Here is a 25,061-nt window from a genome sequence, read left to right as displayed (position 1 = left end):
CACCCGTGACATTCTCCGCTCGCTGAAACGGCGAAGGGAGAAGTCGTGTTCCAATCCACGGGAGGACCGGTGCGCAGACGGGTGCTCACCGGTGCGGTGGTGGCGGGGTTCGTGCTGGCGGGGTTGCCCGCCACCGCCACCGCCGCACCGGAACGAGCGCCAGAACCTGCGTCGGCCGCGGCCACCGCGCCGATCGCCTGGAAGCCCTGCCCGCCGTCCACGCTGATCGGGGTGCCCCCGGAGCAGCACCAGAACTTCAGCTGCGCCTACTACCGGGTGCCGATCGACCACGACAACGCCGCGCTCGGCACCATCGACATCTCGCTGCTGCGGCGGCACGCGCGCCAGCCGTCGGCGAAGATCGGCTCGCTGTTCCTGAACCCGGGCGGGCCCGGCGGTCCCGGCCTGCGCATGCCGATCAGTGCCGACCGTTATCTCGAGCCCGAGGTGCTGGACCGGTTCGACCTGGTCGGTTTCGATCCGCGCGGGGTCGGCTCCAGCAATCCGCTGCGCTGCTTCACCACCGCCGAGGACCAGGCCGATGTGTTCGCCAAGCAGGTGGCGGTGCCGATCAGCCGCACCGAGATGTCGGACTCGCTGGCCGCCTACCGCGACTACGCCGGGTTCTGCGACCGGAACGCGGGCAGCCTGCTCGACCACATGTCCACCAAGGACGTGGTCCGCGACCTCGACGTGCTCCGGGCCGCGGCCGGGGACCAGAAGCTGACCTACGTCGGCTTCTCCTACGGCACGCTGATCGGCGCGACCTACGCGAACATGTTCCCCAAGGCCACCCGCGCGCTGGTGCTCGACGGCAACGTCGATCCGAAGCTGCGTACCAGCGACGGCCTGCAGTACGACCGGGAACGTGCGCGCGGCTTCGAACTCGCGCTCGACGCCTACCTCGGCGAATGCAAGGACGTCGGCCCGAAGTGCGCGTTCAGCCAGGGCAGTCCGCGCCAGAAGTTCGACGAGATCCGCGAACACCTCCGCAAGCAGCCGATCCCGCTGCCCGGTGGCGGGCAGGTCGACATCCACACCTTCACCAACGGCGTGGGCGGCGCCCTGTACAACTTCTCCGAATTCGCCATGCTCGCCGAGCAACTGCAAGAGGTCTACGAGGTGCTGCACCCGCCCGCGGCGAAGGCGCTGTCCGCGGCCGACGTGCCGACGCTGACCACGCCGGGCAACCGTGGCCGGTTCGACGTGTGGCCGGACACCCCGTACACCTCGGACGACTCGTACTTCGCGGTCAACTGCTCGGACAAGCGGTTCAAGCACAAGCAGCACAAGCTGCCCGAGATCGCTGCGGTGTGGGAGAAGGAGTCGCGCACCTTCGGCCGGATCCAGGCGTTCGCCGACGCGGCGGGCTGCCCGGTCTGGCCCGGTGACGAGGACGTCTACGCCGGGCCGTGGCAGGCGAAGGTCGACACGCCGGTGCTGGTGGTCGGCAACTACTACGACCCGGCCACCCAGTACGAGTTCTCGAAGCGGATGACCCAGCAGCTCGGCAACGCCCGGCTGGTCTCGGTCGACGCGTTCGGGCACTGCATCCTCGGCGATTCGCAGGGGGTGGACGATCTCACCGCCGACTACCTGATCGACCTGAAGGCACCCGCGCCCGGCCAGGTGTTCCTGCCGGACGTGGCCCCGTTCGACCCGGTCCTCGCGGCCGACTGAACTGTGATCCTCCCGGGCGGCGCGGGTGCGACCGCGCCGCCCGGGTGTACAGTCGACCGGCCCTGATCAACTGCCGCGTGGGCGCGGCACGGAAACGGAAGCGAGGTGAGCGGCACATGCCAGAGGACAGTCCTGGAGGGGTCGTGCCAGTTCGCTTCGCCGTGCGGGGCTAGCTCACGGCCTTCCGAGTCTTGTCCGGTTTGTGTGCGCACGCCGGAAAGGCAGGTCGTGATGACCTTCTTCGAAGTACTGCTGCGCGTCGGCACCGGGGTCGGCCTCGGTGCGGCGATCGGGTTCGAGCGGCAGTTCCGCGCCAGGATGGCCGGGCTGCGCACGAACACGCTGGTGGCCGTGGGCTCGACCTTGTTCGTGTTGCTCTCGGCACACGGTTTCGACGGCCTCGGCAACGCCGACCCGACTCGTGTCGCGGCCCAGATCGTGTCGGGTATCGGCTTTCTCGGCGCGGGCGTGATCCTGCGCGACGGTGCGAACATCCGCGGCCTCAACACCGCGGCGACGCTGTGGTGCTCGGCCGCGGTGGGCGCCCTGGCCGGTGCCGGCCTCTACGATGTCGCAGCCGCCGGGGCGGGTGTCGTGGTGCTGGTCAACGTGGCACTGCGGGCCCTGGGACACGCCGTCGACCGACGCCCCGACGAAAGCCGCGACGCCGCTCCACCCGCCGAGGAATGAACGCAAACGCGCCCCGCCACCCGAGAAGCGACCGCGACACGAATGGGCGAACGCGAGAAGCGCTCCGCTGTGGCCGAAGGGGTGTGTACGCCAGAGGTGCCTCGCCGGGCGGGAGTAGGGATCGGGAGAAAGCGCCTTGCTGCGAAGGAGGAGTGACCAGGAGAGGTGCCTCGCCGTACGAAGGCGCGCACGCGAGAAGACGTCCTCCCACGCGGAAGGGCGGATGCGAAAGCGCCCCCCGCCGTCCGGGAGGGGGCGGATGCGAAAGCGCCCCGCCACCCGGAAACGAGTGGCGGGGCGCTTCGCGAGCTAAATCAACTCAGGCGGTCATCTTGCGCAGCACGTACTGCAGGATGCCACCGTTGCGGTAGTAGTCGGCCTCGCCCGGGGTGTCGATGCGGACCACCGCGTCGAACTCCACCTTCGTGCCGTCTTCCTTGGTGGCGGTGACCTTGACCGTGCGCGGGGTCTCGCCATCGTTCAGCTTGGTGATGCCCTCGATGTCGAAGGTCTCCGTGCCGTCCAGGTGCAGCGAGGAAGCCGACTCGCCCTCCGGGAACTGCAGCGGGATCACGCCCATGCCGATCAGGTTCGACCGGTGGATGCGCTCGAACGACTCGGTGATCACCGCGCGCACCCCCAGCAGCGAGGTGCCCTTGGCCGCCCAGTCACGCGACGAACCGGAGCCGTACTCCTTGCCGCCGAGCACCACCAGCGGGGTGCCCGCCGCCGCGTAGTTCTGCGCCGCGTCGTAGATGAATGCCTGCGGCGCGCCCTCCTGGGTGAAGTCCCGGGTGTAGCCGCCCTGCACGTCGTCCAGCAGCTGGTTGCGCAGCCGGATGTTGGCGAACGTGCCGCGGATCATCACCTCGTGGTTGCCGCGCCGCGAACCGTAGGAGTTGAAGTCCTTCTTGTCCACGCCGTTCTCGGTCAGGTACTGCGCGGCCGGGGTGCCCGGCTTGATCGCACCGGCCGGGGAGATGTGGTCGGTGGTGACCGAGTCGCCCAGCTTGGCCAGCACGCGCGCGCCGGAGATGTCGGTGACCGGGGCCGGCTCGGCGGCCATGCCGTCGAAGTACGGCGGCTTCCGCACGTAGGTGGACCGCGGGTCCCAGTCGAAGGTCTTGCCCTCGGGCGTGGGCAGCGACTTCCACCGGTCCCCGCCGTCGAACACGTCGGCGTAGTCCTTGGTGAACATCTCCTGCGTGATCGCGAAGTCGATGGTGTCCTGGATCTCCTTGGAGGAGGGCCAGATGTCCTTCAGGAACACGTCGTTGCCGTCACCGTCCTGGCCGAGCGGCTGCGCCTCGAAGTCGAAGTCCATCGTGCCCGCCAGCGCGTAGGCGATCACCAGCGGCGGCGACGCCAGGTAGTTCATCTTCACGTCCGGGTTGATCCGGCCCTCGAAGTTCCGGTTGCCCGAGAGCACCGACACCACGGTCAGGTCGTTCTCGTTGACCGCCGCGGAGATGTCCTCCGGCAGCGGGCCCGAGTTGCCGATGCAGGTGGTGCAGCCGTAGCCGACCAGGTGGTAGCCGAGCTTCTCCAGGTACGGCCAGAGACCGGCCTTCTCGTAGTAGTCGGTGACCACCTGCGAGCCGGGCGCCATCGAGGTCTTCACCCACGGCTTGACGGTCAGGCCCTTCTCCACCGCGTTGCGGGCGAGCAGGGCCGCGCCCAGCATCACCGACGGGTTGGAGGTGTTGGTGCACGAGGTGATCGAGGCGATCACCACGGCGCCGTGGTCGAGCACGAACTCACCGCGGTCGTCCGACTTGACCCGGACCGGCTTGCTCGGGCGGCCGGAGGCGCCGTTCGCGGCGGAGGCCAGGCTCACCGCGTCCTCGTCGGCGAACGACAGCGCCGCCGGGTCGCTGGCCGGGAAGGACTCCTCGACCGCCTCGTCCACGTTGGTGTGCGGGGTGACCTGCTCGCCGTCGACGTAGTCGTGCACCGACTTGCGGAACGCGGACTTCGCGTCGGTCAGCTCGATGCGGTCCTGCGGGCGCTTCGGACCGGCGATCGAGGGCACCACGGTGGACAGGTCCAGCTCGAGGTACTCGGAGAACTCCGGCTCGTGCGACGGGTCGTGCCAGAGGCCCTGCTCCTTGGCGTAGGCCTCGACCAGCGCGACCTGCTCGGCGGAGCGGCCGGTCAGCTTGAGGTAGCGCACGGTCTCCTCGTCGATCGGGAAGATCGCCGCGGTGGAGCCGAACTCGGGGCTCATGTTGCCGATGGTGGCGCGGTTGGCCAGCGGCACCTCGGCCACGCTCCGCCCGTAGAACTCGACGAACTTGCCGACCACACCGTGGCGGCGCAGCATCTCGGTGATGGTGAGCACCACGTCGGTGGCGGTCACCCCGGCCGGGATCTCGCCGGTGAGCTTGAAGCCGACCACGCGCGGGATGAGCATGGAGACCGGCTGGCCGAGCATGGCCGCCTCGGCCTCGATGCCGCCGACGCCCCAGCCGAGCACACCGAGGCCGTTGACCATGGTGGTGTGCGAGTCGGTGCCGACGCAGGAGTCGGGGTAGGCCTGGCCGTTGCGGGCCATCACGGTGCGGGCCAGGTGCTCGATGTTGACCTGGTGCACGATGCCGGTGCCCGGGGGCACCACCTTGAACTCGTCGAAGGCGCCCTGGCCCCAGCGCAGGAACTGGTAGCGCTCCTTGTTGCGGCCGTACTCGAACTCGACGTTGCGCTCGAAGGCGTCGGCGGTGCCGAACACGTCGATGATCACCGAGTGGTCGATCACCAGCTCGGCCGGGGCGAGCGGGTTGACCTTGTCCGGGTCGCCGCCGAGGTCGGTGACCGCCTCACGCATGGTGGCCAGGTCGACCACGCACGGCACGCCGGTGAAGTCCTGCATGATCACGCGGGCGGGGGTGAACTGGATCTCGGTGGACGGGTCGGCCTTCGGGTCCCAGCCGCTGAGCGCGCGGATGTGGTCGGCGGTGATGTTCGCGCCGTCCTCGGTGCGCAGCAGGTTCTCCAGGAGAACCTTCAGGCTGTAGGGCAGGCGCTCCGAGCCCTCGACCTTGTCCAGTCGGAAGATCTCGTACGAGGCGTCGCCGACCTTCAGCGTGTCACGCGCGCCGAAGCTGTCCTTGCTGGCTGGTGCAGTCACGTCTAACTCCATGGGCATGGACGGACCTGTGAGTCGTCCCGGGTCAGTTCGGTGTGTTCGGTGCGGTCGTTCGGGTCGACCACCGCCGAGTCTTGCGTACCGGCGCCACGCCCGCAGCGGCAGGCTGGCATCGGTGTCCGCCACAAACAGTACGCTTGTCCTTTTTTTGGTTCAAGCCGCCACGCCGGTGACGCGCGAAAAAGGCCCCCGCGAGGTTCGCGGGGGCCTTTCCTGCGGGAGGACAGTGGCTAATCGGCCAGTTCGAGCAGCGCCTTGATGTCCTCGGGCTTGAGGCTGCGCAGGATGGTCATGCCCTGCTCGTTCAAGGTGCGGATCGGGCTGACGTAGTGCTTGCCGGAGACCTCGGTGGTGATCACGCCGACGCCCTGCTTGAGGATGCCGGTGCCGAGGCTGGTCAGCGCCTGCCTGACCGCGGGCGGCATCGAGCTGTCGGACTCGCTTTCGACCAGGTCGGCCAGCTCGGAGGCGCACATCCGCTCGGTGCGGCCCTCCATGGTCACCGAGTAGCAGTCGTTGTCCTTGCTGAGCTTGAAGTCCTCACCGTCGGGGCCCTGCAGCTCGAGCGCGGTCAGCGTGGCGCGGGTCCCGCCCCCGACGTTGCTGCTCTCGGTCTCCAGCTTCAGCACCTTCGCGCCGCTGGGCTTCTCCTTGCCCGCCGCTTCGAGGATCGCCGGGCCGGCGTCCTGCAGCGCGCCCATCTCGTCCGGCGGCAGCAGTTCGATCACGCGCTTGATGTCGGCGTCGAGCGCGGCCTGCAGCAGCTCCTTGACCGCGTCGGTCGAGCTGCCCGCGCCGTTGGCCGCGATGCCCTGGGCGGGCCACTCGGTCTTCTCCTCGAGCAGCGCGTAGTCGGCGATCGTGTAGAGCAGGCTCGGGTACCAGGCGTCGTCGACCTTGACCGTGGCGATCCGCACCGGCTCGCCCTTGTTCTTGCGGACCTCCTCGGCGATGTCGATCGTCTCGGTCTCCGGGCCCGACGGCAGGTCGTCGGCGTCGAGCGTGGCTTCGAGGAAGTCCTTGGTCAGCGGGATCTTGGTGAAGTCCGCGGTGACGGTGATCTTGCCGCCGGTCAGCTTGGTGATGGTCAGGTGGTCGTTGACCTGCTGCTGCTGGGACTCGTCGAAGACCAGGCCCTCGGTTTTGATCTCCATGCCGGACAGCGCCTTGGGGTCGGCCTCCGGGCGGATGATCTCCAGCCGCTTCAGCTCGGCCGCGGCCTCTTCGATCGGGTCGGTGAACAGCGAGGCCTCGGCGGGCGCCAGCGTGCCGAGCAGGCCGACCACGTCACCGGAGCTGATCGTGTTCGCCAGGTTCTGCGCGGCCAGCGTCGGCGTGTCCGCGCCACCGGAGGAACTCTGCGCCAGCGCGAACCAGGTGACCCCGCCGCCGACCGCGACCACCAGCGCGATCACCAGGCCGATGATCAGGCCCTTCTTGCGCTTGGGCGTGCCAGGGCCGCCGGGCGCGCCGTCCGGCTGCACCGGGTAGCCACCACTGGCCTGCTGCTGGGCGTAGTACTGCTCCTGCGAGTACTGCTGCTGGTACTGCCCCTGCTGGGCGTACTGCTGCTGTCCAGTCGAATACGGCTGCTGCTGGTACGGCTGCTCACCGGTCTGGGGCGCGTAGTACTGCTGTTCCCCGGTCTGCGGGTAGTACTGCTGCGCGGTCGGCGGGTACTGCTGCTGCGGGTACTCCTGACCGCCCTGCTGCCCTTCGCCGCCCTGCTGCGGCCACTGGCCGCCCTGTCCTGGACTGGTCACGAGACCCCTCGATTCCTCTGTGCCTGGCCACCGCGTCGCCGCGGCCACAGTGACACGGCCACCGCGCCGAGCGCCCCGATGACGGCGACCAGCGTGCCGATGGTAGTCGTGACGGGTCCCAGCGGTGTTACGCCGATGGGTCCGCCCTCATCGCCACCTTGGACGGCGGCGAACCCCGCCGCGGTTCCCACGAATATAGCCAGCACCACGGTGACCGCCGCGCCGGTGCGGGTGGCGCCGAGCACCAGCAGCGCGATCGCCGCCGCGGCCAGCAGCGGGACCACGATCCACACCCGCAGCGCGAGCAGCACGAAGGTGTTGTCGGTCAGGCCGAACCGGTCGATCAGGCCGACCAGCTGGTAGCTGCTGCGGTTCACCGAGCCCGAGCGGAACCAGCTGAGGAAGCTGCCCACCACGGCGAGCACCAGGCCCGCGGCGGCGGAGGCGGCCAGCACCTTGGTGGCCAACGAGCGGTTCGGCACGGGGGTCTCTCCTCGTTCACGGAGTTTCACGGATGGTTCACGGACGGACGTCCGGTGCGGCTTGGACGCGCGAGGCGGGTCCCAGGTTCACCCCCGTCCGGCTTTCCCGTATCCCCGGATCGGGGGAAAAGTGATCAACGAGGCCTGAGTTTCGCGTGTGACTGGTGGTCATTGTGGGGCTCAGGTGGCACAGTGCTCGCGGGGGCCTGGGTAAGCGCAGGTCACCGGGTGTCGATTGAGGACGGTCGGAGGTGGCGGGTGAAACGCAGCGGGCGCGCGCGGGCGAAGTGGGCCGCCATCGGCTCACTCAGCGTGGTGCTTTTGCTCGGCGGAACCGGAACGGCGGTCGCCGTGCCGCCGCCCCCGCCGAACCCCAGCGACTCCGAACTCGACAGCAGCCGCGACGAGGCCGACGCCAAGGCCGGTGAGGTCGGCAAGCTGACCAACCGGCTCGCCGAGGCCGAGTCCCGGCTGGGCGAGCTGCAGGCCGACGTCGAACTCAAGATGGAGGACGCGAACAAGGCCCGCGTCGACATGGAGACAGCGCAGGACGAGGCGAGCGCGGCCCAGCGGGACGCCGAGTCCGCCGGCGCCGAGGCCGACGCGGCGGCGTCCGCGGTGGAGAACGCGCGCGCCGACCTGGACAAGTTCGTCGGCGCCAGCTATCAGCAGGGCAGCACGATCGGCTCGGTCTCGGCCTACCTCGGCTCGGACAGCCCCAAGGACCTGCTCGCCCGTGCCCAGCTGCTCGACGCGGTCGGTGGCAGCCAGGTCGACGCGCTCGAAGGCATGCAGCGCGCGCAGACCGACAAGTCGAACAAGGACTCCGAGGCACGCAAGAAGCTCGAGGTCGCCCGCGAGAAGCAGGCGGCCGCCGAGCGCGCCAAGAGCAACGCCGACGCCGCGCAGAACGAGGCGGTCCGCGCCCAGCAGGACCAGGAAGCCGAGAACGGGCGCCTCGAGTCGGAGAAGTCCGACGTGGAGAGGCGGCTCTACGAGGCGCAGTCCAAGGTCAGCGGCCTGGAGGGGCAGCGCCAGCGGTACGAGGACTGGCAGGCGCAGAAGCGCGCGGAAGAAGAGGAACAGGCCCGCAAGGCGGCGATGGCCCAGCCCGCGCCGAGTGGCGGCAAGAAGAACGGTGGTTCGGCGGGCCGTCCGTCGGCGCCGTCCGCGCCGGCCGGTCGCAGTGTCGAGTCGGTGATCGCGCGGGCGATGTCGCAGCTGGGCGTGGTCTACGCCTGGGGTGGCGGCAACCAGAGCGGGCCGACCAGGGGCATTCGCGACGGCGGGGTGGCCGACGCGCACGGCGACTACCGCAAGGTCGGCTTCGACTGCTCCGGGCTGATGATCTACGCCTTCGCCGGGGTCAAGGGGCTGGCGCACTACAGCGGTTACCAGTACAACTCCGGGACCAAGGTGCCGCTGTCGCAGATGCGCCGCGGTGACATGCTGTTCTGGGGCCGCGGCGGCCGGATCCACCACGTGGCCCTCTACCTGGGCAACGGCCAGATGATCGAGGCCCCGCACTCGGGCTCGGTGGTCAAGGTCTCGCCGGTCCGCTACGGCGGCATCATGCCGTACGCCACCCGTCTCATCGGCTGAGCTGTCGATTCCGGGTCTCCCCGTTCGACGTCCGGGCATAGGTGCTCGACCGTGCTCGACGAGGGGAACTCGAATGCTCGAACCAGCAGAGGTGCGCCGGATCGCGATGGCGTTGCCCGAGGTGACCGAGGCGGGGGAGGGGACGACGCCGTGCTTCCAGGTGCGGCGGCGGACCTTCGCCGCGCTGGTCGCCGACGGCACCCGCGCCCACCTGCATCTGAAGGAGGCCGACGTCCGCGCCGCGGTCGAGGAGGACCCGGCGGTGTTCAGCGGCCAGATCCGCCAGCGGCGGCTGCTGCTCGAAGTGGACCTGGCCACGGTCGATCCGGAGCTGTTCCGCGGGCTGACCGAGCGGGCCTGGGCGTGGCGGGCGCCGCGCCGCCTCGCCGACGCGGGCGGCCGGTGACCGCTGTGGCATGCTGGCCCGATGTTCGCCGGGATCGTGCTCGCGGGGGGCGAGGCCAGGCGGCTGGGGGGCGTGGACAAGCCCATGCTCGAGGTCGGCGGCCGGTCCCTGCTCGAAGGTGTGCTCGCCGCGCTCGGTGACGCCGGCGTGGTGGACCCAGTGGTCGTCGGGCCGCCACGGGAAGGGCTTCGCGCGGTGCGCTGGACGCGGGAGGATCCGCCGGGCGGTGGTCCCGTCGCGGCGCTCGCGGCCGGGCTCGCCCTGCTGCCCGACGCCACCGAAATCGCCCTGCTGGCCGGGGACCTGACCGGGCTCACCTCGTCCACAGTGGACAGGCTTCGTGGTGCCCGCGGTGACGCCGACGGCGCGCTGCTGGTCGACGCCGGGCGCCGTCAGTGGCTGACCGGGGTGTGGCGCGCGGCGGCGCTGCGGGCGGCGGTCCCGGCCGAGCCGTCCGGCGCCGCGCTGCGCCGGGCACTGGGTGATTTGTCCATTGTGGAGGTTCCGGCGGCGCCGGGCGAGGCGGCCGACGTGGACACCCCCGAAGATCTCCACCGGCTGCGCGGAACGCGGTGATCGCGTCTTCACAGCCGTCATACCGCCACCCGGGTTGACTACGGTGGCGGCACCATCTGCAGAGAACTCGTCGAGGAGGCACCCGTGACCGATCCCGGCTACGCCGAGGGCGTGCCCGGTCAGCAACCAGGAACCCCCGCGCGGGACGCCCAGTTGCTGGAGCGCACCGTGTTCGAGGTGAAGCGGATCATCGTCGGGCAGGACCGGCTCGTCGAGCGCATGCTGGTGGGCCTGCTGGCGAAGGGGCACCTGCTGCTCGAGGGCGTGCCGGGCGTGGCCAAGACGCTCGCCGTGGAGACCTTCGCGCGGGTGGTCGGCGGTTCCTTCTCCCGGGTCCAGTTCACCCCCGACCTGGTGCCCGCCGACATCCTCGGCACCCGCATCTACCGCCAGGGCGCCGAGCGCTTCGACGTCGAGCTCGGCCCGGTGGTGGCGAACTTCGTGCTCGCCGACGAGATCAACCGCGCGCCGGCCAAGGTGCAGTCGGCGATGCTCGAGGTGATGGCCGAGCGCCACGTCTCCATCGGCGGCAAGACCTTCCCGATGCCCGATCCGTTCCTGGTGCTGGCCACCCAGAACCCGATCGAGAACGAGGGCGTCTACCCGCTGCCGGAGGCCCAGCGCGACCGCTTCCTGTTCAAGATCGTGGTGGAGTACCCGTCGGCGGAGGAGGAGCGCGAGATCGTCTACCGGATGGGCGTGACCCCGCCGGAACCGCACGAGGTGCTCAGCCCGGCCGAGCTGGTCCGCCTGCAGGGCGTGGCCTCGCAGGTCTTCGTGCACCACGCGCTGGTCGACTACGTGGTCCGGCTGGTGCTGACCACCCGCACCCCGGCCGAGCACGGGCTGACCGACGTGGCCGGCTGGGTGTCCTACGGCGCCTCGCCGCGCGCCAGCCTCGGCATCATCGCCGCCTCGCGGGCGCTCGCGCTGGTCCGCGGCCGCGACTACGTGCTGCCGCAGGACGTGGTGGACGTGGTGCCGGACGTGCTGCGCCACCGCCTGGTGCTGTCCTACGACGCGCTGGCCGACGGTGTCCCGCTGGACCACATCATCACCCGCGTGCTGCAGACCGTGCCGCTGCCGCAGGTCTCGGCCCGGCCGCAGGGCGGTGGCCCGCAGGGGCCGCAGCAGCCGGTGCCGGCGGGCGCGCCGGTCAGGTAAGCGGCGAGGTCGATGTTTTCGGCGAAGGAATCCAACGACGACCGCCCGCGCTGGGCGCCCCCGATCCTGACCGGCGACCGGCTCGAAGCGGGCCTGCGCACGCTGGAGCTGGACGTCCGGCGGCGGCTTGACGGGCTGATGCAGGGCAACCACCTCGGCCTGGTACCGGGGCCGGGGTCCGAGCCGGGGGAGGCGCGGCCGTACCAGCCCGGTGACGACGTGCGCCGGATGGACTGGGCGGTCACCGCGCGCACCACCGAGCCGCACATCCGCGAGACCGTCGCGGACCGCGAGCTGGAGACCTGGGTGGTGGCCGACCTGTCGGCCAGCCTGGACTTCGGCACCGCGCTGTGCGAGAAGCGGGATCTGGTGGTCTGCGCGATGGCCGCGATCGCGCACCTGACCGGCGGTGGCGGCAACCGGATCGGCGCCATCGTGTCCACCGGCGCGGAAACCCGGCGCATCCCGGCCCGTGGCGGGCTGGCCCACGCACGCGGCCTGGTCCGCAAGGTGGCCGAGACGCCGCGCGCGGTCGAGGGCACCCGGGGCGATCTGCCCTCGGCGATCGAGCAGCTGCGGCGCCCGCCCCGGCGGCGCGGGCTGGTCGTGGTGATCTCGGACTTCCTCGGCGGCACCGAATGGCAGCGCCCGCTGCGCGGGCTGTCCGCGCGGCACGAACTGATCGCGGTCGAGGTGCTCGACCCGCGTGACCTCGACCTGCCGGAGGTGGGCACCGTGGTGCTGGCCGATCCGGAGTCGGGGCGGCAGCGCGAGGTGCACGCCACCCCGTTGCTGCGCAAGGAGTTCGGCGCGGCGTCCAGGGCGCACCGGGCCGAGGTGGCCGCCGGGATCCGGCGGGCCGGGGCCGGGCACCTGGTGCTGCGCACCGATTCGGACTGGATCGCGGACATGGTCCGCTTTGTCGTGGCTCGCAAGCGCGGATGGTCGGGAGGTGTCGCATGAGCTTGACCGGATTCGCCGCGCCGTGGTGGTTCCTGCTGCTGATCGCGGTGGCCGGGGTGGTCGCCGGGTACGTGGTGGTGCAGCGCCTGCGCCGCCGTCGCACGCTGCGGTTCTCCAACCTGGAACTGCTGGACAAGGTGGCGCCGAAGAGCGAGCGCCGGGTCCGGCACGTGCCTGCCGCGCTGATCACCGTGGCGCTGATCCTGTTCACCGTGGCGCTGGCCGGGCCGACCGCCGAGGCGAAGGTGCCGCGCAACCGCGCCACGGTGATGCTGGTGATCGACGTTTCGCTGTCGATGGAGGCCACCGACGTCGAGCCGAGCCGGATCAAGGCGGCGCAGGAGGCGGCGCGCTCGTTCGCCCAGGGGCTGACGCCCGGGGTGAACCTGGGGCTGATCTCGTTCGCCGGCACGGCGACCGTGCTGGTGGCGCCGACCACCGAGCGGGTCAACGTGGTGAAGTCGATCGACAACCTCAAGCTCGCGCAGTCCACCGCCACCGGCGAGGGCGTGTTCGCGGCGCTGCAGTCGATCGAGGGCTTCTCCTCGGTGATCGCGGGGGCCGAGGGGCCGCCGCCGGCGCGCATCGTGCTGATGACCGACGGCAAGCAGACGGTGCCGACCGACGACCCGTACGGGCCGCGGGGCGGGTTCACCGCCGCGCAGGCCGCGCGGCAGGCGCAGGTGCCGATCTCCAGCATCTCGTTCGGGACCTCGCGGGGCACCGTGGAGATCGAGGGCGAGCAGGTCCCGGTCGAGGTGGACGACGAGTCGATGCGCGAGATCGCCAAGCTCTCCGGCGGCGAGTTCTACAAGGCGGCGACCGCCGAGGAACTCAAGCAGGTCTACGCGAACCTGGGCGAGCAGATCGGCTACGAGACCAAGGATGCCGACGCGAGCAGGCCGTGGGTGGTGCTGGGCACGTTGGTGCTCTTCGCCGGGGTCGGCAGCTCACTGCTCATCGGGCAGCGCCTGCCGTAGCTGCCCTCCGCTGGATGAGGGCGGCCACGCCGTCCAGGATGCGGTCGAGGCCGAAGGCGTAGCCGAATTCGCGGTCCGGCTCGGCCGTGCCTTCCGGGTAGTCGAACGCGCCCGCCTCGATCGCCGTGCGCAGTGCGGGGAAGCGCCGGGCGTCGACGAGTTCGCCGAGCAGGGCGCTGTGCGCGGCCACCGACTCGCTCGAAGCGGCCGCGCCCAGCTCGGTGCTCATCCGGGCGGCGGTGAGCAGGTGGCCCGCGACCAGCAGGACCACGCCCGCCTTGTCGGCTTCGGTGAGTCCGGTGCCGCGCAGGGCACGCAGGGCGCGATCGGTCCACGCCAGCTGGTTCGGCGTGATCGGCGGGCCGGTGATCGGCAGGTGCGGGATCCACGAATGGGCCCGCAGCATCGTCCACTGGGCCCGGCACCAGCGCTCGAGGCCGAGCCGCCAGTCGTCGCCGGGATCGTCGAGTTCGGGTGGCACGGCCGAGACCCGGTCCAGCATCAGCAGCAGCACTTCGTCCTTGCCCGGCACGTGCCGGTACAGCGACATCGCGGTGAAGCCCAGCCGGTCGGCGATCTTGGCCATGGACACCGCTTCGAGGCCGCCGGCGTCGGCCAGTTCCACCGCCGTGCGCACGATCTTCGACACGCTCAGCCCTTCGCGTGGTTCCGGGCCGTCGAGTCCGGCCCAGAGCAGCTCGATTCCGGCGGGCAGCTTGTCGCTCATGGGCTTGAGTATATGCTATAAACCTCGGTTTATGGCATATACAACGATGATCATCGGCGGCGGTATCGCAGGTGCGGCGAGCGCGATCGCCCTGCACAAGGCCGGACTGGACCCGGTCGTCTACGAGGCGTACGACCGCACGGCCGACAACGCGGGCGTTTTCCTCACCCTGGCGGTGAACGCGCTCGACGCACTGCGCGCACTGGATCTCGATGTCGGCGGACTCGGTTTCGACACACCGAGAATGACGATCACCAGTGGCTCCGGCCGGCGGCTGGGCGAACTGCCCTACGGCACGGCGCTGGAGGACGGCACGGTGAGCCGCACGGTCAAGCGCGCGGATTTGTACCGCGCGCTGCGCGAGGAAGCCGTGCGCCGCGGGGTGCGCATCGAGTTCGGCAAGCGGCTCGTCGACGCCGAACCCACCGGTGACGGGGTGCGGGCGAGGTTCGCCGACGGCACCGCGGCCGAGGGCGACGTGCTGATCGGTGCGGACGGCCTGCGGTCTCGCACCCGCGAGATCATCGCTCCGGACGCTCCGGGGGCGCGGTACGCCGGGCTGCTCAACACCGGCGGATACGCGCGCGGGGTGAGGACCGGGGCCGAGCCGGGCGTGATGAACGCCTTGTTCGGCAGGCGCTGCTTCTTCGCCTACACCGTGCACCCGGACGGCGAGGTGTGGTGGGTGGCGAATCCGGCCTGCCCCACCGAACCCACGCCCGCCGAGCTGTCGGCGATCACCCCGGAAGCGTGGCGCGCCCGGCTGACGGAGTTGTTCCGGCGCGATCGCGGGCCCGCCGCGGAGATCATCGCGGCGACCGAGCGGGTCTTCGCCGGGTGGAACACCTACGACCTGCCGGCCGTGCCGCGCTGGCACCGCGACCGGATGATCATCATCGGCGACGCCGCCCACGCCACCGCGCCGTCGATCGGGCAGGGCGCGGCCATGGCCGTCGAGGACGCCGTGGTGCTGGCCAAGTGCCTGCGGGACGGCCAGGACGCCGGCACCGCCTTCGCCGCCTTCGAGCGGCTGCGGCGGGAGCGGGTGGAACGTGTGGTGGAGCAGGGAAACCGGGTCGGCGGCTGGAAGGCGCTCGGCCCGATCGCGCGGCTGCCGCGTGACCTGATCATGAGCGTGGCCATGCGGCGCGCGGCGCGCACCGGCACCGACCCGAGCCAGTGGATCTACGACCACCACCTCGACTGGGACGAGCCGATCGGCGCCTAACTACCGGCGAAGCCGTGCTGGCGCCAGGCTTCGTAGACGGCGATGGCCGCGCTGTTGGAGAGGTTCAGCGAGCGGTTCGCCGGGCGCATCGGCAGACGGACCCGGTCGGTGATCTCCGGTGCCTCGCGCACCTCCGGCGGCAGGCCCGCCGACTCGGGTCCGAACATCAGCACGTCGCCGGGGGCGAAGTCGACCTCGGTGTGCAGCCTGCTGCCCGCGGTGGTGAAGGCGTACACCTTCGCGGGCAGCAGCGCCGCCCACGCGGCGTCGAGGTCGGGGTGCACCCGCACCACCGCCAGGTCGTGATAGTCCAACCCGGCGCGGCGCAGGTGGCTTTCCTCGAAGTTGAACCCGAGCGGCTCCACCAGGTGCAGTTCGCACCCGGTGTTCGCCGCGAGCCGGATGGCGTTGCCGGTGTTGGGCGGGATCTCCGGCCGGTAGAACAGAATGCGGAACACCCGCCCACCCTAACTAGGCGTGGTTCACGAGTTGTACGGCATCTGCGGCCACCACAGCACGCCCGCGCGGTAGCCCAGTTTGACGCCCCAGTAGAAGACGAAGAACGTGCCCACGAGGATGAACGCGGCGGCCGAGATGCGCGCCGCGCGGCCGGGGGAGCGGGTCAGCCATCGCTGGAACCGGCCCCGCGTGGCCAGCGTGACCACCAGGAACAGCACGGCGACCCCGGCGATGTTGCCCGCCGACTGCAGCGCGAAGGTGAGGAAGCCGAGCAGCGGGTTGTCGGTGGAAGCCGCGTACTCGTACAGCTTGCGGAACGGCGGGTACGGCCGTCCGATCAGGAACGCGCCCATCAGCGCCCCGAGGAACACCAGTTCGGCGCCCGGGCGGCGGGCGAACAGTCCCGCCAGCGGGTTGCGGGCCAGCCCGGCGTAGCTCAGCCCGCGCCACACCATGATCAGGCCGATGAGGCTGAAGACGATTCCCGCCTGGAGGATGCGGACCGCCAGCCCGGTCTCCGGATCACCGAGCCTGGCCGAGGACAGCTGCGGCATGCCGTCGCTGAACAGCACGCCGATCGCGCCGTAGACCCCGGAGACCACCACCGCGCCCGCCAGCAGCAGGCCGATCGGGCGCAGCAGGGCCAGCGTCCGGCTCCGGGTGTCGCCCGGCTGCGCGGCCAGCGGCGCGAGCGCGCTGAACACCGCCACGTTGCACGCGGTGAACATGCCCGCGATGCCGGTGACGAAGGCGAACGCGATCGCCATGCCGGACCCGGAGATGGTCACCGCGCCGAGGTCCTCGCCGAAGATCGGGCCGGCGATGCCGCCCGCGATCACCTTGTCCACCAGGTGCGGTGACCACAGCACCGCCAGCACCACCCCGGCCAGGCCGGACAACAGCACCAGCCGCCACGGTTTCGCCCGTGTGGCGGTGGGATCGGACAGCGAGATCGACTGGGTCATCGCGGTTTCCTCCGTGGCCGGTGTGGAATTGTGCCCGGAATACAACCGGCCCATTGACCGCTGATCAAGATGCACTCGGCGCAACAGGGGTTACTCGCGCCCCCGCACCCCTACCCGTGCAGTTCGCGGTAGGTCCGCACGGCACCGGGGTGCAGCGGGACCTCGCCGGTGCCGATCAGCGTGCGCACGTCGAGGAACTGCGCGCCGACCGCTTCGGCGGGCACCAGGTCGGCGGCGTGGCTGACCAGCACGCGCACCACGGCGGCGGCCACGTCGTCGGGCAGCGCGGGGGAGCAGGCGAGCAGGTTCGCGGTGCCGATGGTGGGCACATCGCCCACGCCTTCGTAGGCGTCGGCCGGGACGCGCACCTGTTCGTAGACCGGGCCGTGCACCGAGCGCAGCACCGGCAGCGCGCGGTCGAGGGCCAGCAACCGGATCGGGGTTTCCCGGTCCAGTTCGGCGATCGCGGGCGTCGGCACGCCGCCGGACCAGATCAGGGCGTCGACCCGGCGGTCGCGCAGCGCGGCGATCGCCTCGCCGAGCAGCAGCGTGCTCGGCTGGACCTCGATACCGGACACGGTGAGCAGGCGCTGCGCCAGGAAGGCCGCGCCGGAGAAGCGCGAGCCGATGGCCACCGGGCGCCCGGCGAGTCCGGCCAGGTCGCGGACCGGGCCGTCGGCAGGGACGACCACCTGCAGGTAGTTCTCGTAGACCCGGCCGAGCGCGTGCAACGGCACCGGCGCGGGGAACGGGTCCTGCCCGCGTACCGCCGACTGCGCCACGTCGGCCAGCACCAAGCCCAGATCGACGGTGCCCTCGCGGAGCTGGTTCACGTTGGCGACGCTGGCTTCGGTGACCACCGCTTCGCACCGCAGCGCGGGTTCGGCCTTGGTGATCTCGGCGGCGAGCAGCTGCGCGAAGGCCAGGTAGAAGCCGCCGCGCTCACCCGCGGCGATGGTCACCTTCCGGTCCGGGCCGCGGTAGCCGCCGGGCGCGCAGCCCGCGGCGAGCAGGGCCAGGCCGCCGAGGAGCAGGCTGCGGCGCCTCATGCGGGCACCACCGGGAGTTCGACGCGCACGGTCAGGCCGTGCGGTTCGGTGGCGTGCAGGCTCAGCGCGCCACCGTGCGCGGAGGTGAGGCGTTCCGCGATGGCCAGGCCGAGTCCGGTGCCGCGCGGGGCACCGTCGCCGCCGCGCCGCCAGAACCGCTCGGTGGCCTTGGCACGTTCCTCTTCGGACAGTCCGGGACCGTTGTCCCGCACCAGGAGCACCGCGTGGTCCCCGTGCACGGACGCGCTCAGCGTCAGCTCGGGGCCGCCGTGGCTGATGGCGTTGTCCAGCAGCACGTCCAGGATCTGCGCCAGGTCGGATTCGGGGCAGCGCAGCAGGACCGTCGGTACCACCCCGACCTTGATGTCCACGTCGGACTGATCGGCGGACGGCCGCCAGGCGTCGACCCGCTCGGCGAGCACCCCGGCCAGGTCGGCGTGCTCGGCGGAGCCCGCGGCCGCCGCCCTGGTCGCCGTGGTCTCGGCGACGGCGAGCGCGAGCAGGCCGTCCAGCAGGGACTCCAGCCGCTCCACTTCGGTCACCGTGGCGAGATAGGTCCGCTGCCCTTGCTCGTCGACGCGTGGCGCCAGCGAATCCACCCGCAGGCGCAGTGCCGCCATCGGGTTCCGCAGCTGGTGGGAGGCGTCGGCGACCATCCGCCGTTGCTGCTCGGCGGACTCGAGCACGGCGTCGGACATCTGGTTGAACTCCCCGGCGAGCACCCGCAGTTCCTTCGGGCCCGTGCTGGCCGGGACCTGGGCACGACGGCCGCCGGTCACCGCGAGCACCCCGTCTTCCAGCTGGCGCAACGGTTTCAGCACCCAGCGGGCGAACTGCCAGGCGAGCGCGGCGAAGGCGAGCGCGGCGGCGACGGCGCCGAGCCCGGTGAGCAGCCACCGGCGGCCGACGTCGGCCGCGGCGGTGTCCACCGAGGCCCGCAGCAGGACCACGCCCGCCACGCGGGTGCTCGGGCCGACCGGGCGCGCGAACACCACCGGATCGGCCGACCACGGGCTGAGCGTTTCCGGCGCCGGGGTGGCCTGGTTGCGCAGGGTGGCTTCGACCCGCTCGCGCACCGGCTGCTGGCCGAGGTTCAGGTCCGGGCTCTCCACCAGCGGCCGCCGGTGCGCGTCGACCACCAGCACCGGTTCATTGTATAACGCCCTATACGCTTCGGCTTCGGTGCGCAGCATCGCCGCGTCCCCGGATTCGACGGCCTGTTGCGCGAGCAGAACGAAGCGGTCGACGTCGGCGTTGCGGCTGATCACCAGTTGCTGCGTGCGCTGCTCGGCCGTGGCCGAAAGCAGGGGCACGGCGAATCCGGCGACCGCGACCAGCGCGAACACCAGCAACGCGACGAGCAGGCGGGCGCGCACCGGTTCAGTCCCCGAGCCGGTAGCCGAAGCCGCGGATGGTGACGAGCAGGCCGGGGCGGTCGAGCTTCGCGCGCAGCTGGGTCAGGTGCACGTCCAGCGTGCGCGACACGGCGAGGCTGGCGTCGCCCCACACCTCGTCCATCAGCTGCTGGCGGCTGACCGCGGTGCCCGGGCGCCCCGCGAGCACGGCCAGCAGGTCGAACTCCTTGGTGGTCAGCGTGACCTCGGTGCCGCCGGCGCGCACCCGCCGCGCGGCCAGGTCGATCTCCACGTCGGTGACCTGGACGACCTCCGGCCCGGCGCTGTCGCGGGCGCGCCGGGCGACCGCGTCGATGCGTGCCAGCAGTTCGGCGAGCCGCACCGGCTTGGCGAGGAAGTCGTCCGCGCCCAGCCGCAGCCCGCGGACCACGGACTGCTCGTCGTCACGGGCGGTGAGCACCACCACCGGTACCTCGGAGACCTGGCGGATCCGGTGCAGCACCTCGAGCCCGTCGGTGTCGGGCAGGCCGAGGTCCAGCAGCAACAGGTCGGCGTCGCCGTGCCGGACGAGCGCGTCCGCGCCGCGCGCGGCCCTGGTGACCACGTGCCCGCGGGCGTCGAGCGACTCGGTGAGGGCGTCGGCCATCCCGTCGTCGTCTTCGACGAGCAGCACACGCACGGCCGGTCCCTCCACCTCGAGCTTTCCCGCGCATTGTGCCGTACGACGGCTACCAGCGAGTAGAGGTGGCGCGGCTGCGGGCGGCCGATCGCGGCTGGATAACCTTCGTGCGTCAGCAACGGCACGAGGGCTAGGGAGTGCATACGTGGGACGGTCCGTTCTGGTCACCGGGGGTAATCGCGGCATCGGCCTGGCGATCGCGCGCGATCTCGCGGCGCAGGGGCACAAGGTCGCGGTGACACACCGCGGCTCGGGAGCTCCCGACGGCCTGTTCGGCGTGCGCGCCGACGTCACCGACGCCGAGCAGATCGACGCGGCGTTCAAGGCGGTCGAGGAGCACCAGGGCCCGGTCGAGGTGCTGGTGTCGAACGCGGGCATGACCGACGACACGCTGCTCATGCGGATGAGCGAGGAGCAGTTCACCCGGGTGGTCGACGCGAACCTGACCGGCGCGTACCGCGTCGCGAAGCGGGCCAGCCGCGCGATGCTGAAGGCGCGCTGGGGCCGGTTCGTGTTCATCTCCTCGGTGGTGGGGCTGACCGGTTCGGCCGGTCAGGTGAACTACGCGGCGAGCAAGGCGGGACTGATCGGCCTGTCCCGGTCGCTGGCCAGGGAACTGGGGTCGCGCAACATCACCGCGAACGTGATCCTGCCGGGCTTCGTCACCACGGACATGACCGACGAGCTGCCCGAGGAGCGCCGCAAGGAGATCCTCGCCACGATCCCGTCCGGCCGGTACGCCGAGCCTGCTGAAATCGCGGCCGCGGTGCGTTTCCTCGCGTCGGACGAGGCGGGCTACGTCAACGGTGCGGTGCTGCCCGTCGACGGCGGCCTCGGCATGGGCCACTAGACCGGCACTGACTCGTTTCCCACCAACCTGGAGGTATTTGTGACCGGACTGCTCGAAGGCAAGCGCCTGCTGATCACCGGGGTGATCACCGACGGCTCGATCGCCTTCCACGCCGCGAAGGTGGCGCAGGAGCAGGGCGCGAAGGTGGTGCTCACCGGGTTCGGGCGGATGTCGCTGGTCGAGCGCATCGCCAAGCGCCTGCCCGAGCCCGCGCCGGTGATCGAGCTGGACGTGCAGAACAACGAGCACCTGGACACCCTCGCCGACCGGGTCCGCGAGCACGTCGACGGGCTGGACGGGCTGCTGCACTCGATCGGGTTCGCGCCGCAGACCTGCCTGGGCGCGCCGTTCCTGGACGCCCCGCGCGAGGACGTCTCGGTCGCGGTCGAGGTCTCGGCGTACTCGTTCAAGTCGCTGACCGCCGCGGCGCTGCCGCTGCTGGGTGAGGGCTCGTCGGTGGTCGGCATGGACTTCGACGCGCGCGTGGCCTGGCCGGCCTACAACTGGATGGGCGTGGCGAAGGCGGCGCTGGAGTCGGTCAACCGCTACCTGGCGCGGGATCTGGGGCCGAAGGGCATCCGGGTGAACCTGGTCTCGGCCGGTCCGGTGAAGACCATGGCGGCGAAGTCGATCCCGGGCTTCGGCGAGCTGGAGGACTCGTGGGGCGAGCGCGCCCCGCTCGGCTGGAACACCGAGGACCCGACGCCGGTGGCGAAGTCCATCTGCGCGGTGCTCTCGGACTGGCTGCCCGCCACCACCGGCTCGATGATCATGGTCGACGGCGGCGTGCACGCACTGGGCCTCTGACCCGACCGTCACGAAGGTGGCCTTCGGAACGTCCCGAAGGCCACCTTCGTGATCTGGGGAGTGGTCAGGCGCGGGCCGCTTCGGCTATGTGCCAGCTGTCCTCGTGCAGGTGGTAGCGGGTGATCAGGCCGCCGGTCACGGTCAGCTCGATGGCGAACCGGGTTTCGATCCAGCGGCCGGTGGCCCGGATGCGCGAGCGCAGGTGCCCGGTCCGCACCGCGAGCCGACCGTCCACAAAGGTCCGCTCCACTTCGTACACGTCCCGCTCAAGGTAGCGGTCCAGGTCGCTGAAGAAGTCGCGGACCTCGGCGCGGGTGGTCCGCTTGCCGATCCACGGCACGGTCGCGGTGTCGCCGGGGATGTCCCAGTCCACCGTTTCGGCGAACAGTCCGGCGATCCGGGCCGGGTCGTAGTCGGCCATCCGCCGGTCGAGTTCCGCCAGTACGTCACGGGTGGTCATTCGTTCTCTCTCCTCAGTGGACGGAAACCAGGACGCGTTCTCGCTGCTGCAGGGTGGAAGCGAGCGCGACACCGCCGAGCGCCAGCACGCCGAGCGCGATGCTCACCCAGGTGACGCTGAGATAGCCGAGTCCGGCGTCGATGGTCAGCCCGCCCAGCCAGGGCGCCAGCACGATGCCGACGTTGAACGCCGAGACGTTGCTGGCCCCGGCCAGCGTCGGCGCCGAGGACGCCAGTGCGAACACCCGGACGTTGAGCGCGGGATTGGTGACAAAACCGGTCAGCCCCAACAGGAACGCCGCGATCACCGCGACCGTGGCGGAGGCACCGGCGACCGCCAGCACGGCCAGCATCACCACCGCCGCGCCGATACCGCCCGCGAGTGTCCTCAGTGGATGGACATCGGCGAACCGGCCGCCCGCGGTGATGCCGATGACCGCGCCGACGCCGTACAGCGCGAGCACCGCGGGCAGCCAGTCCACCGGCAATCCGCTCACCTCGGTGAGCAGCGGCGCCAGATAGCCGAAGGTGGCCATCGCCATCGCGGTGCTGGCCGAGGTGATGCCGAAAGCCAGCCACAGCTGGGGATTCCGGTAGGAGCGCAGTTCGCCGCGCAGGCTCGGGCGCTCGGCGGCCGGCCGGACCGAGGGCACCAGCAGCAGCACGCCGATCATCGCGACCGCGGTCAGCGCCGCCACCGCCCAGAACGCCGAGCGCCAGCCCGCGAACTGGCCGAGCCAGGTGCCCGCCGGCACGCCGAGCACGTTGGCCACGGTCAGCCCGCCCGCCATCACCGCCAGCGCCCGGCCCCGCCGCCGCTCGGGCACCATCGCCACGGTGGTGACCGCGGCGACCGCCCAGAACCCGGCCGCCGCCGCGGCGCTGACCACGCGCGAGGCGAACAGCAGGCCGTAGCCGGGGGAGACCGCGCCGACCACGTTGCCCAGTCCGAACACCGCGAGCATGCCGAGCAGGGTGAGCTTGCGCGGCAGGCGGAGCGTGGCCGCGGCCAGCAGTGGCGCGGCGACCAGCATGCCCACGGCGAACGCGGAGATCAGCAGCCCGGCGTCCGGAATGCTCACCCCGAGATCGGCGGCGATCGGCGGCAGCAGCCCGGAGAGCATGAACTCCGAGGTGCCGAGCGCGAAAATGCTCAGCGCCAGTACGTAGACGGCGATCGGCATCGGCGTCCCCTTCGTTTTGGATCGGCTGGTTCAAAATGTGGGCAGCGGAAAGCGAACCCGGGCGGGTGGTGGGGGTCAGAGCGTGCTGAGCGCCAGTTCGACGATGCGTTCGAGGGTCGGGCGATCGGTGCCGCTGCGTGCGCTCAGCCGTACCGCGCCGATCTGGCTGTGCAGGAACCGGGCGAGCACAAGAGGATCGCGGTCGGGGTCGATCTCGCCGGCGCGCTGCCCCTCGGTCACCACGGCGTGGATCGCGGCGACGTAGCGCTCGGTGTCCTTCGCCAGCTGCGCGCTGATCTCCGCGTCCTTGCCGCCGAGTTCGGCCACCGTGTTCACCGCGAGGCAGCCGTGGTTGTCGCTGGTGAACTCGTCCTCGACGGTGGACAGCAGCAGCGCGCGCAGCTTCTCGCGCGGCGAGCCCGGCCGGTCGAGGAAGTCGATCTGGTGCTGGGTCGCGGTGTCGCAGTAGTGCTGCAGCGCCCGCACGAACAACTCGCGCTTGCTGCTGAAGGTGTTGTAGATGCTGCTGCGCCCGAGTCCGGTGGCTTCGCAGAGCTGCTGGGTCGAAGTGCCTTCGTAGCCGCCCCGCCAGAACGCGTGCATCGCGCGGTCGACGGCGGCGCGCTCGTCGAATTCTCGTGGGCGGGCCATGACGAGCACCGTACCTGTTTTGGATCGACTGATGCAAAACCCCCGGGCAAGCGTGGCCGGGATCACCGGGGGAAGATGGACACCGTGGGTTACGACGCGCTGCTGTGGTTGTCCTTCGGTGGTCCGGAAGGGCCGGACGAGGTCATGCCGTTCCTGGAGAACGTGACGCGTGGCCGGGGCGTGCCGCGCGAGCGGCTCGAAGAGGTCGCCGAGCACTACCAGCACTTCGGCGGGGTCTCGCCGATCAACCGGCTCAACCGCGACGCGATCGCGGCGGTGGAGAAGGAGCTGGCGGCGCAGGGCATCGGCCTGCCGGTGTACTTCGGCAACCGCAACTGGCAGCCGATGGTGGAGGACACCGTGGCACGGATGCGGGCCGACGGCGTGCGACGCGCCCTCGTGTTCCCCACCAGCGCTTACGGTGGTTACTCCGCGTGCCGCCAGTACGACGAGGACATCGAGCGCGCGCGGGCCGCGGTCGGCGAGGACGCGCCCGAACTGACCAAGCTGCGCCAGTTCTTCGACCACCCGCTGTTCGTCGGCGCCTTCGCGGACGCCCTGCGAACCGCCATGGCCGAACTGGACGACCCGGCGGGCGCGCGGATCGTGTTCGTGGCGCATTCGGTACCGGTCAGCGCGGACAAGGCGGCCGGGCCGCCGGAAGAGGGCGGGCACCGGTACTCGCGCCAGATCGCCGAAGCGGCGCGCCTGGTGGCGGCCGAAGTCGGCGTGGAGACCTACGACGTGGTGTGGCAGTCGCGCTCCGGCCCGCCGCAGGTGCCGTGGCTGGAGCCGGACATCGTCGACCACATCGACGCGCTGCACGCCGAGGGCGCGCGCTCGGTGGTCGTCTGCCCGGTGGGTTTTGTCTCCGACCACCTCGAAGTGATCTGGGACCTGGACAACGAAGCCGCCGAACGGGCGCGCGAACTCGGCATGGGCTTCGCCCGCGCGGCCACGCCCGGCACGGACCCCCGGTTCGCCGAGCTGGTGGTGGAACTGGTCCGCGAGCACGTCGCTTCCGCACCGGTGCGGAAGCTGTCGAAGTTCGCGGCGGCCGGCTGCACGGTCAACGGCGAGCCCTGCGCGATCGCCTGCTGTGAACCGGCGAAGCGCCCGGCACGCGGCTGAATCCTTTTCCCCGCACGCCGCCTCTCATGGGGGCCGGGACGTTCCCGGCGCTGGAGCAGTGGTGGA

Annotated in this window: 23 protein-coding genes and 1 pseudogene; 12 read left to right on the top strand and 12 right to left on the bottom strand. The window is 71.1% G+C overall.

Annotated elements, in window-relative coordinates; genetic code table 11:
* Positions 1 to 69 precede the first annotated feature (69 nt).
* Positions 70 to 1,680: an alpha/beta hydrolase gene (locus YIM_RS27455; protein WP_153033076.1), complete on the top strand. Its 1,611-nt coding sequence runs from the start codon at positions 70 to 72 to the stop codon at positions 1,678 to 1,680.
* A 231-nt stretch (positions 1,681 to 1,911) separates the two neighbouring features.
* Positions 1,912 to 2,346, top strand: a pseudogene (locus YIM_RS27450) (MgtC/SapB family protein); the annotation flags it as partial.
* Between the two features lie 343 nt (positions 2,347 to 2,689).
* On the opposite strand, the gene YIM_RS27445 reads toward YIM_RS27450, so the two are convergent.
* From YIM_RS27445 to YIM_RS27435, 3 genes are all read right to left on the bottom strand, one after another.
* Positions 2,690 to 5,509, bottom strand: a complete 2,820-nt coding sequence (locus YIM_RS27445; protein ID WP_194240343.1) for an aconitate hydratase — start codon at positions 5,507 to 5,509, stop codon at positions 2,690 to 2,692.
* 236 nt (positions 5,510 to 5,745) lie between these two features.
* A complete protein-coding gene (locus YIM_RS27440; protein ID WP_194239767.1) occupies positions 5,746 to 7,278 on the bottom strand; it encodes a flagellar basal body protein FliL in 1,533 nt (510 codons plus the stop codon).
* Complete coding sequence (locus YIM_RS27435) at positions 7,275 to 7,760, bottom strand: hypothetical protein (RefSeq protein ID WP_194239766.1); 486 nt, start codon at positions 7,758 to 7,760, stop codon at positions 7,275 to 7,277. The genes YIM_RS27440 and YIM_RS27435 overlap by 4 nt, the downstream gene beginning before the upstream one ends.
* Before the next feature lie 258 nt (positions 7,761 to 8,018).
* Here YIM_RS27435 and YIM_RS27430 point away from each other — a divergent pair, with 258 nt between their 5' ends.
* The 6 genes from YIM_RS27430 (at position 8,019) to YIM_RS27405 (ending at position 13,451) form a co-directional block, all read left to right on the top strand.
* The gene (locus tag YIM_RS27430) at positions 8,019 to 9,362 is read left to right on the top strand and encodes an NlpC/P60 family protein (protein ID WP_153033073.1); all 1,344 of its coding nucleotides are present in this window, start codon (positions 8,019 to 8,021) and stop codon (positions 9,360 to 9,362) included.
* Positions 9,363 to 9,435: 73 nt separating this feature from the next.
* The gene (locus YIM_RS27425; protein WP_153033072.1) at positions 9,436 to 9,768 is read left to right on the top strand and encodes an MmcQ/YjbR family DNA-binding protein; all 333 of its coding nucleotides are present in this window, start codon (positions 9,436 to 9,438) and stop codon (positions 9,766 to 9,768) included.
* Positions 9,769 to 9,789: 21 nt separating this feature from the next.
* Positions 9,790 to 10,344, top strand: coding sequence for a molybdenum cofactor guanylyltransferase (locus YIM_RS27420; protein ID WP_153033071.1), 555 nt, complete (start codon positions 9,790 to 9,792; stop codon positions 10,342 to 10,344).
* A gap of 84 nt (positions 10,345 to 10,428) precedes the next feature.
* The gene (locus tag YIM_RS27415; protein WP_113692275.1) at positions 10,429 to 11,508 is read left to right on the top strand and encodes a MoxR family ATPase; all 1,080 of its coding nucleotides are present in this window, start codon (positions 10,429 to 10,431) and stop codon (positions 11,506 to 11,508) included.
* A 12-nt stretch (positions 11,509 to 11,520) separates the two neighbouring features.
* Positions 11,521 to 12,471: a DUF58 domain-containing protein gene (locus YIM_RS27410; RefSeq protein WP_153033070.1), complete on the top strand. Its 951-nt coding sequence runs from the start codon at positions 11,521 to 11,523 to the stop codon at positions 12,469 to 12,471.
* Complete coding sequence (locus YIM_RS27405; protein WP_153033069.1) at positions 12,468 to 13,451, top strand: VWA domain-containing protein; 984 nt, start codon at positions 12,468 to 12,470, stop codon at positions 13,449 to 13,451. Before YIM_RS27410 ends, YIM_RS27405 begins: the two co-directional genes overlap by 4 nt.
* Here YIM_RS27405 and YIM_RS27400 read toward each other — a convergent pair.
* Complete coding sequence (locus tag YIM_RS27400; protein WP_153033068.1) at positions 13,429 to 14,178, bottom strand: TetR/AcrR family transcriptional regulator; 750 nt, start codon at positions 14,176 to 14,178, stop codon at positions 13,429 to 13,431. The two genes, YIM_RS27405 and YIM_RS27400, sit on opposite strands and share 23 nt — an antisense overlap.
* A gap of 31 nt (positions 14,179 to 14,209) precedes the next feature.
* On the opposite strand from YIM_RS27400, the gene YIM_RS27395 reads away from it, so the two are divergent.
* Positions 14,210 to 15,406, top strand: a complete 1,197-nt coding sequence (locus tag YIM_RS27395; RefSeq protein WP_153033067.1) for an FAD-dependent monooxygenase — start codon at positions 14,210 to 14,212, stop codon at positions 15,404 to 15,406.
* Here YIM_RS27395 and YIM_RS27390 read toward each other — a convergent pair.
* The 5 genes from YIM_RS27390 to YIM_RS27370 form a co-directional block, all read right to left on the bottom strand.
* On the bottom strand, positions 15,403 to 15,864 hold the full coding sequence (locus YIM_RS27390; RefSeq protein WP_153033066.1) for a tRNA (cytidine(34)-2'-O)-methyltransferase: 462 nt from the start codon (positions 15,862 to 15,864) through the stop codon (positions 15,403 to 15,405). The genes YIM_RS27395 and YIM_RS27390 overlap by 4 nt on opposite strands.
* Before the next feature lie 24 nt (positions 15,865 to 15,888).
* A complete protein-coding gene (locus YIM_RS27385; RefSeq protein ID WP_153033065.1) occupies positions 15,889 to 16,830 on the bottom strand; it encodes a hypothetical protein in 942 nt (313 codons plus the stop codon).
* A gap of 110 nt (positions 16,831 to 16,940) precedes the next feature.
* Positions 16,941 to 17,879, bottom strand: coding sequence for a TAXI family TRAP transporter solute-binding subunit (locus YIM_RS27380; RefSeq protein ID WP_153033064.1), 939 nt, complete (start codon positions 17,877 to 17,879; stop codon positions 16,941 to 16,943).
* Entirely contained in the window at positions 17,876 to 19,255 is a 1,380-nt protein-coding gene (locus YIM_RS27375) for a HAMP domain-containing sensor histidine kinase (RefSeq protein ID WP_153033063.1), read from the bottom strand. Before YIM_RS27375 ends, YIM_RS27380 begins: the two co-directional genes overlap by 4 nt.
* Before the next feature lie 4 nt (positions 19,256 to 19,259).
* Complete coding sequence (locus YIM_RS27370; protein ID WP_194239765.1) at positions 19,260 to 19,913, bottom strand: response regulator transcription factor; 654 nt, start codon at positions 19,911 to 19,913, stop codon at positions 19,260 to 19,262.
* A gap of 145 nt (positions 19,914 to 20,058) precedes the next feature.
* Between YIM_RS27370 and fabG the strand changes: the two genes are divergently transcribed.
* Positions 20,059 to 20,763, top strand: coding sequence for a beta-ketoacyl-ACP reductase (gene fabG, locus YIM_RS27365; protein WP_153033061.1), 705 nt, complete (start codon positions 20,059 to 20,061; stop codon positions 20,761 to 20,763).
* Positions 20,764 to 20,802: 39 nt separating this feature from the next.
* Positions 20,803 to 21,570 carry an enoyl-ACP reductase FabI gene (gene fabI, locus YIM_RS27360; protein WP_153033060.1) on the top strand — a complete coding sequence of 256 codons (768 nt, stop codon included), beginning with the start codon at positions 20,803 to 20,805 and terminating at the stop codon, positions 21,568 to 21,570.
* A 64-nt stretch (positions 21,571 to 21,634) separates the two neighbouring features.
* Here the strand turns inward: fabI and YIM_RS27355 are convergent, their stop codons facing one another.
* The 3 genes from YIM_RS27355 to YIM_RS27345 all read right to left on the bottom strand — a co-directional run bounded on the left by YIM_RS27355 (position 21,635) and on the right by YIM_RS27345 (position 23,864).
* Entirely contained in the window at positions 21,635 to 22,030 is a 396-nt protein-coding gene (locus YIM_RS27355) for a nuclear transport factor 2 family protein (RefSeq protein ID WP_153033059.1), read from the bottom strand.
* Positions 22,031 to 22,043: 13 nt separating this feature from the next.
* Positions 22,044 to 23,213, bottom strand: coding sequence for a Cmx/CmrA family chloramphenicol efflux MFS transporter (locus YIM_RS27350; protein ID WP_153033058.1), 1,170 nt, complete (start codon positions 23,211 to 23,213; stop codon positions 22,044 to 22,046).
* Positions 23,214 to 23,288: 75 nt separating this feature from the next.
* Entirely contained in the window at positions 23,289 to 23,864 is a 576-nt protein-coding gene (locus YIM_RS27345; RefSeq protein ID WP_153033057.1) for a TetR/AcrR family transcriptional regulator, read from the bottom strand.
* Between the two features lie 84 nt (positions 23,865 to 23,948).
* Here YIM_RS27345 and YIM_RS27340 point away from each other — a divergent pair, with 84 nt between their 5' ends.
* Positions 23,949 to 24,995 (top strand): ferrochelatase, encoded by a 1,047-nt coding sequence (locus YIM_RS27340; RefSeq protein ID WP_153037288.1) that lies wholly within the window; start codon positions 23,949 to 23,951, stop codon positions 24,993 to 24,995.
* Positions 24,996 to 25,061 lie beyond the last annotated feature (66 nt).

It is taken from the genome of Amycolatopsis sp. YIM 10 (genome assembly GCF_009429145.1).
In the GTDB taxonomy this organism is placed as follows: Bacteria; Actinomycetota; Actinomycetes; order Mycobacteriales; family Pseudonocardiaceae; genus Amycolatopsis.
This window is presented reverse-complemented; position numbering and strand designations above follow the sequence as displayed.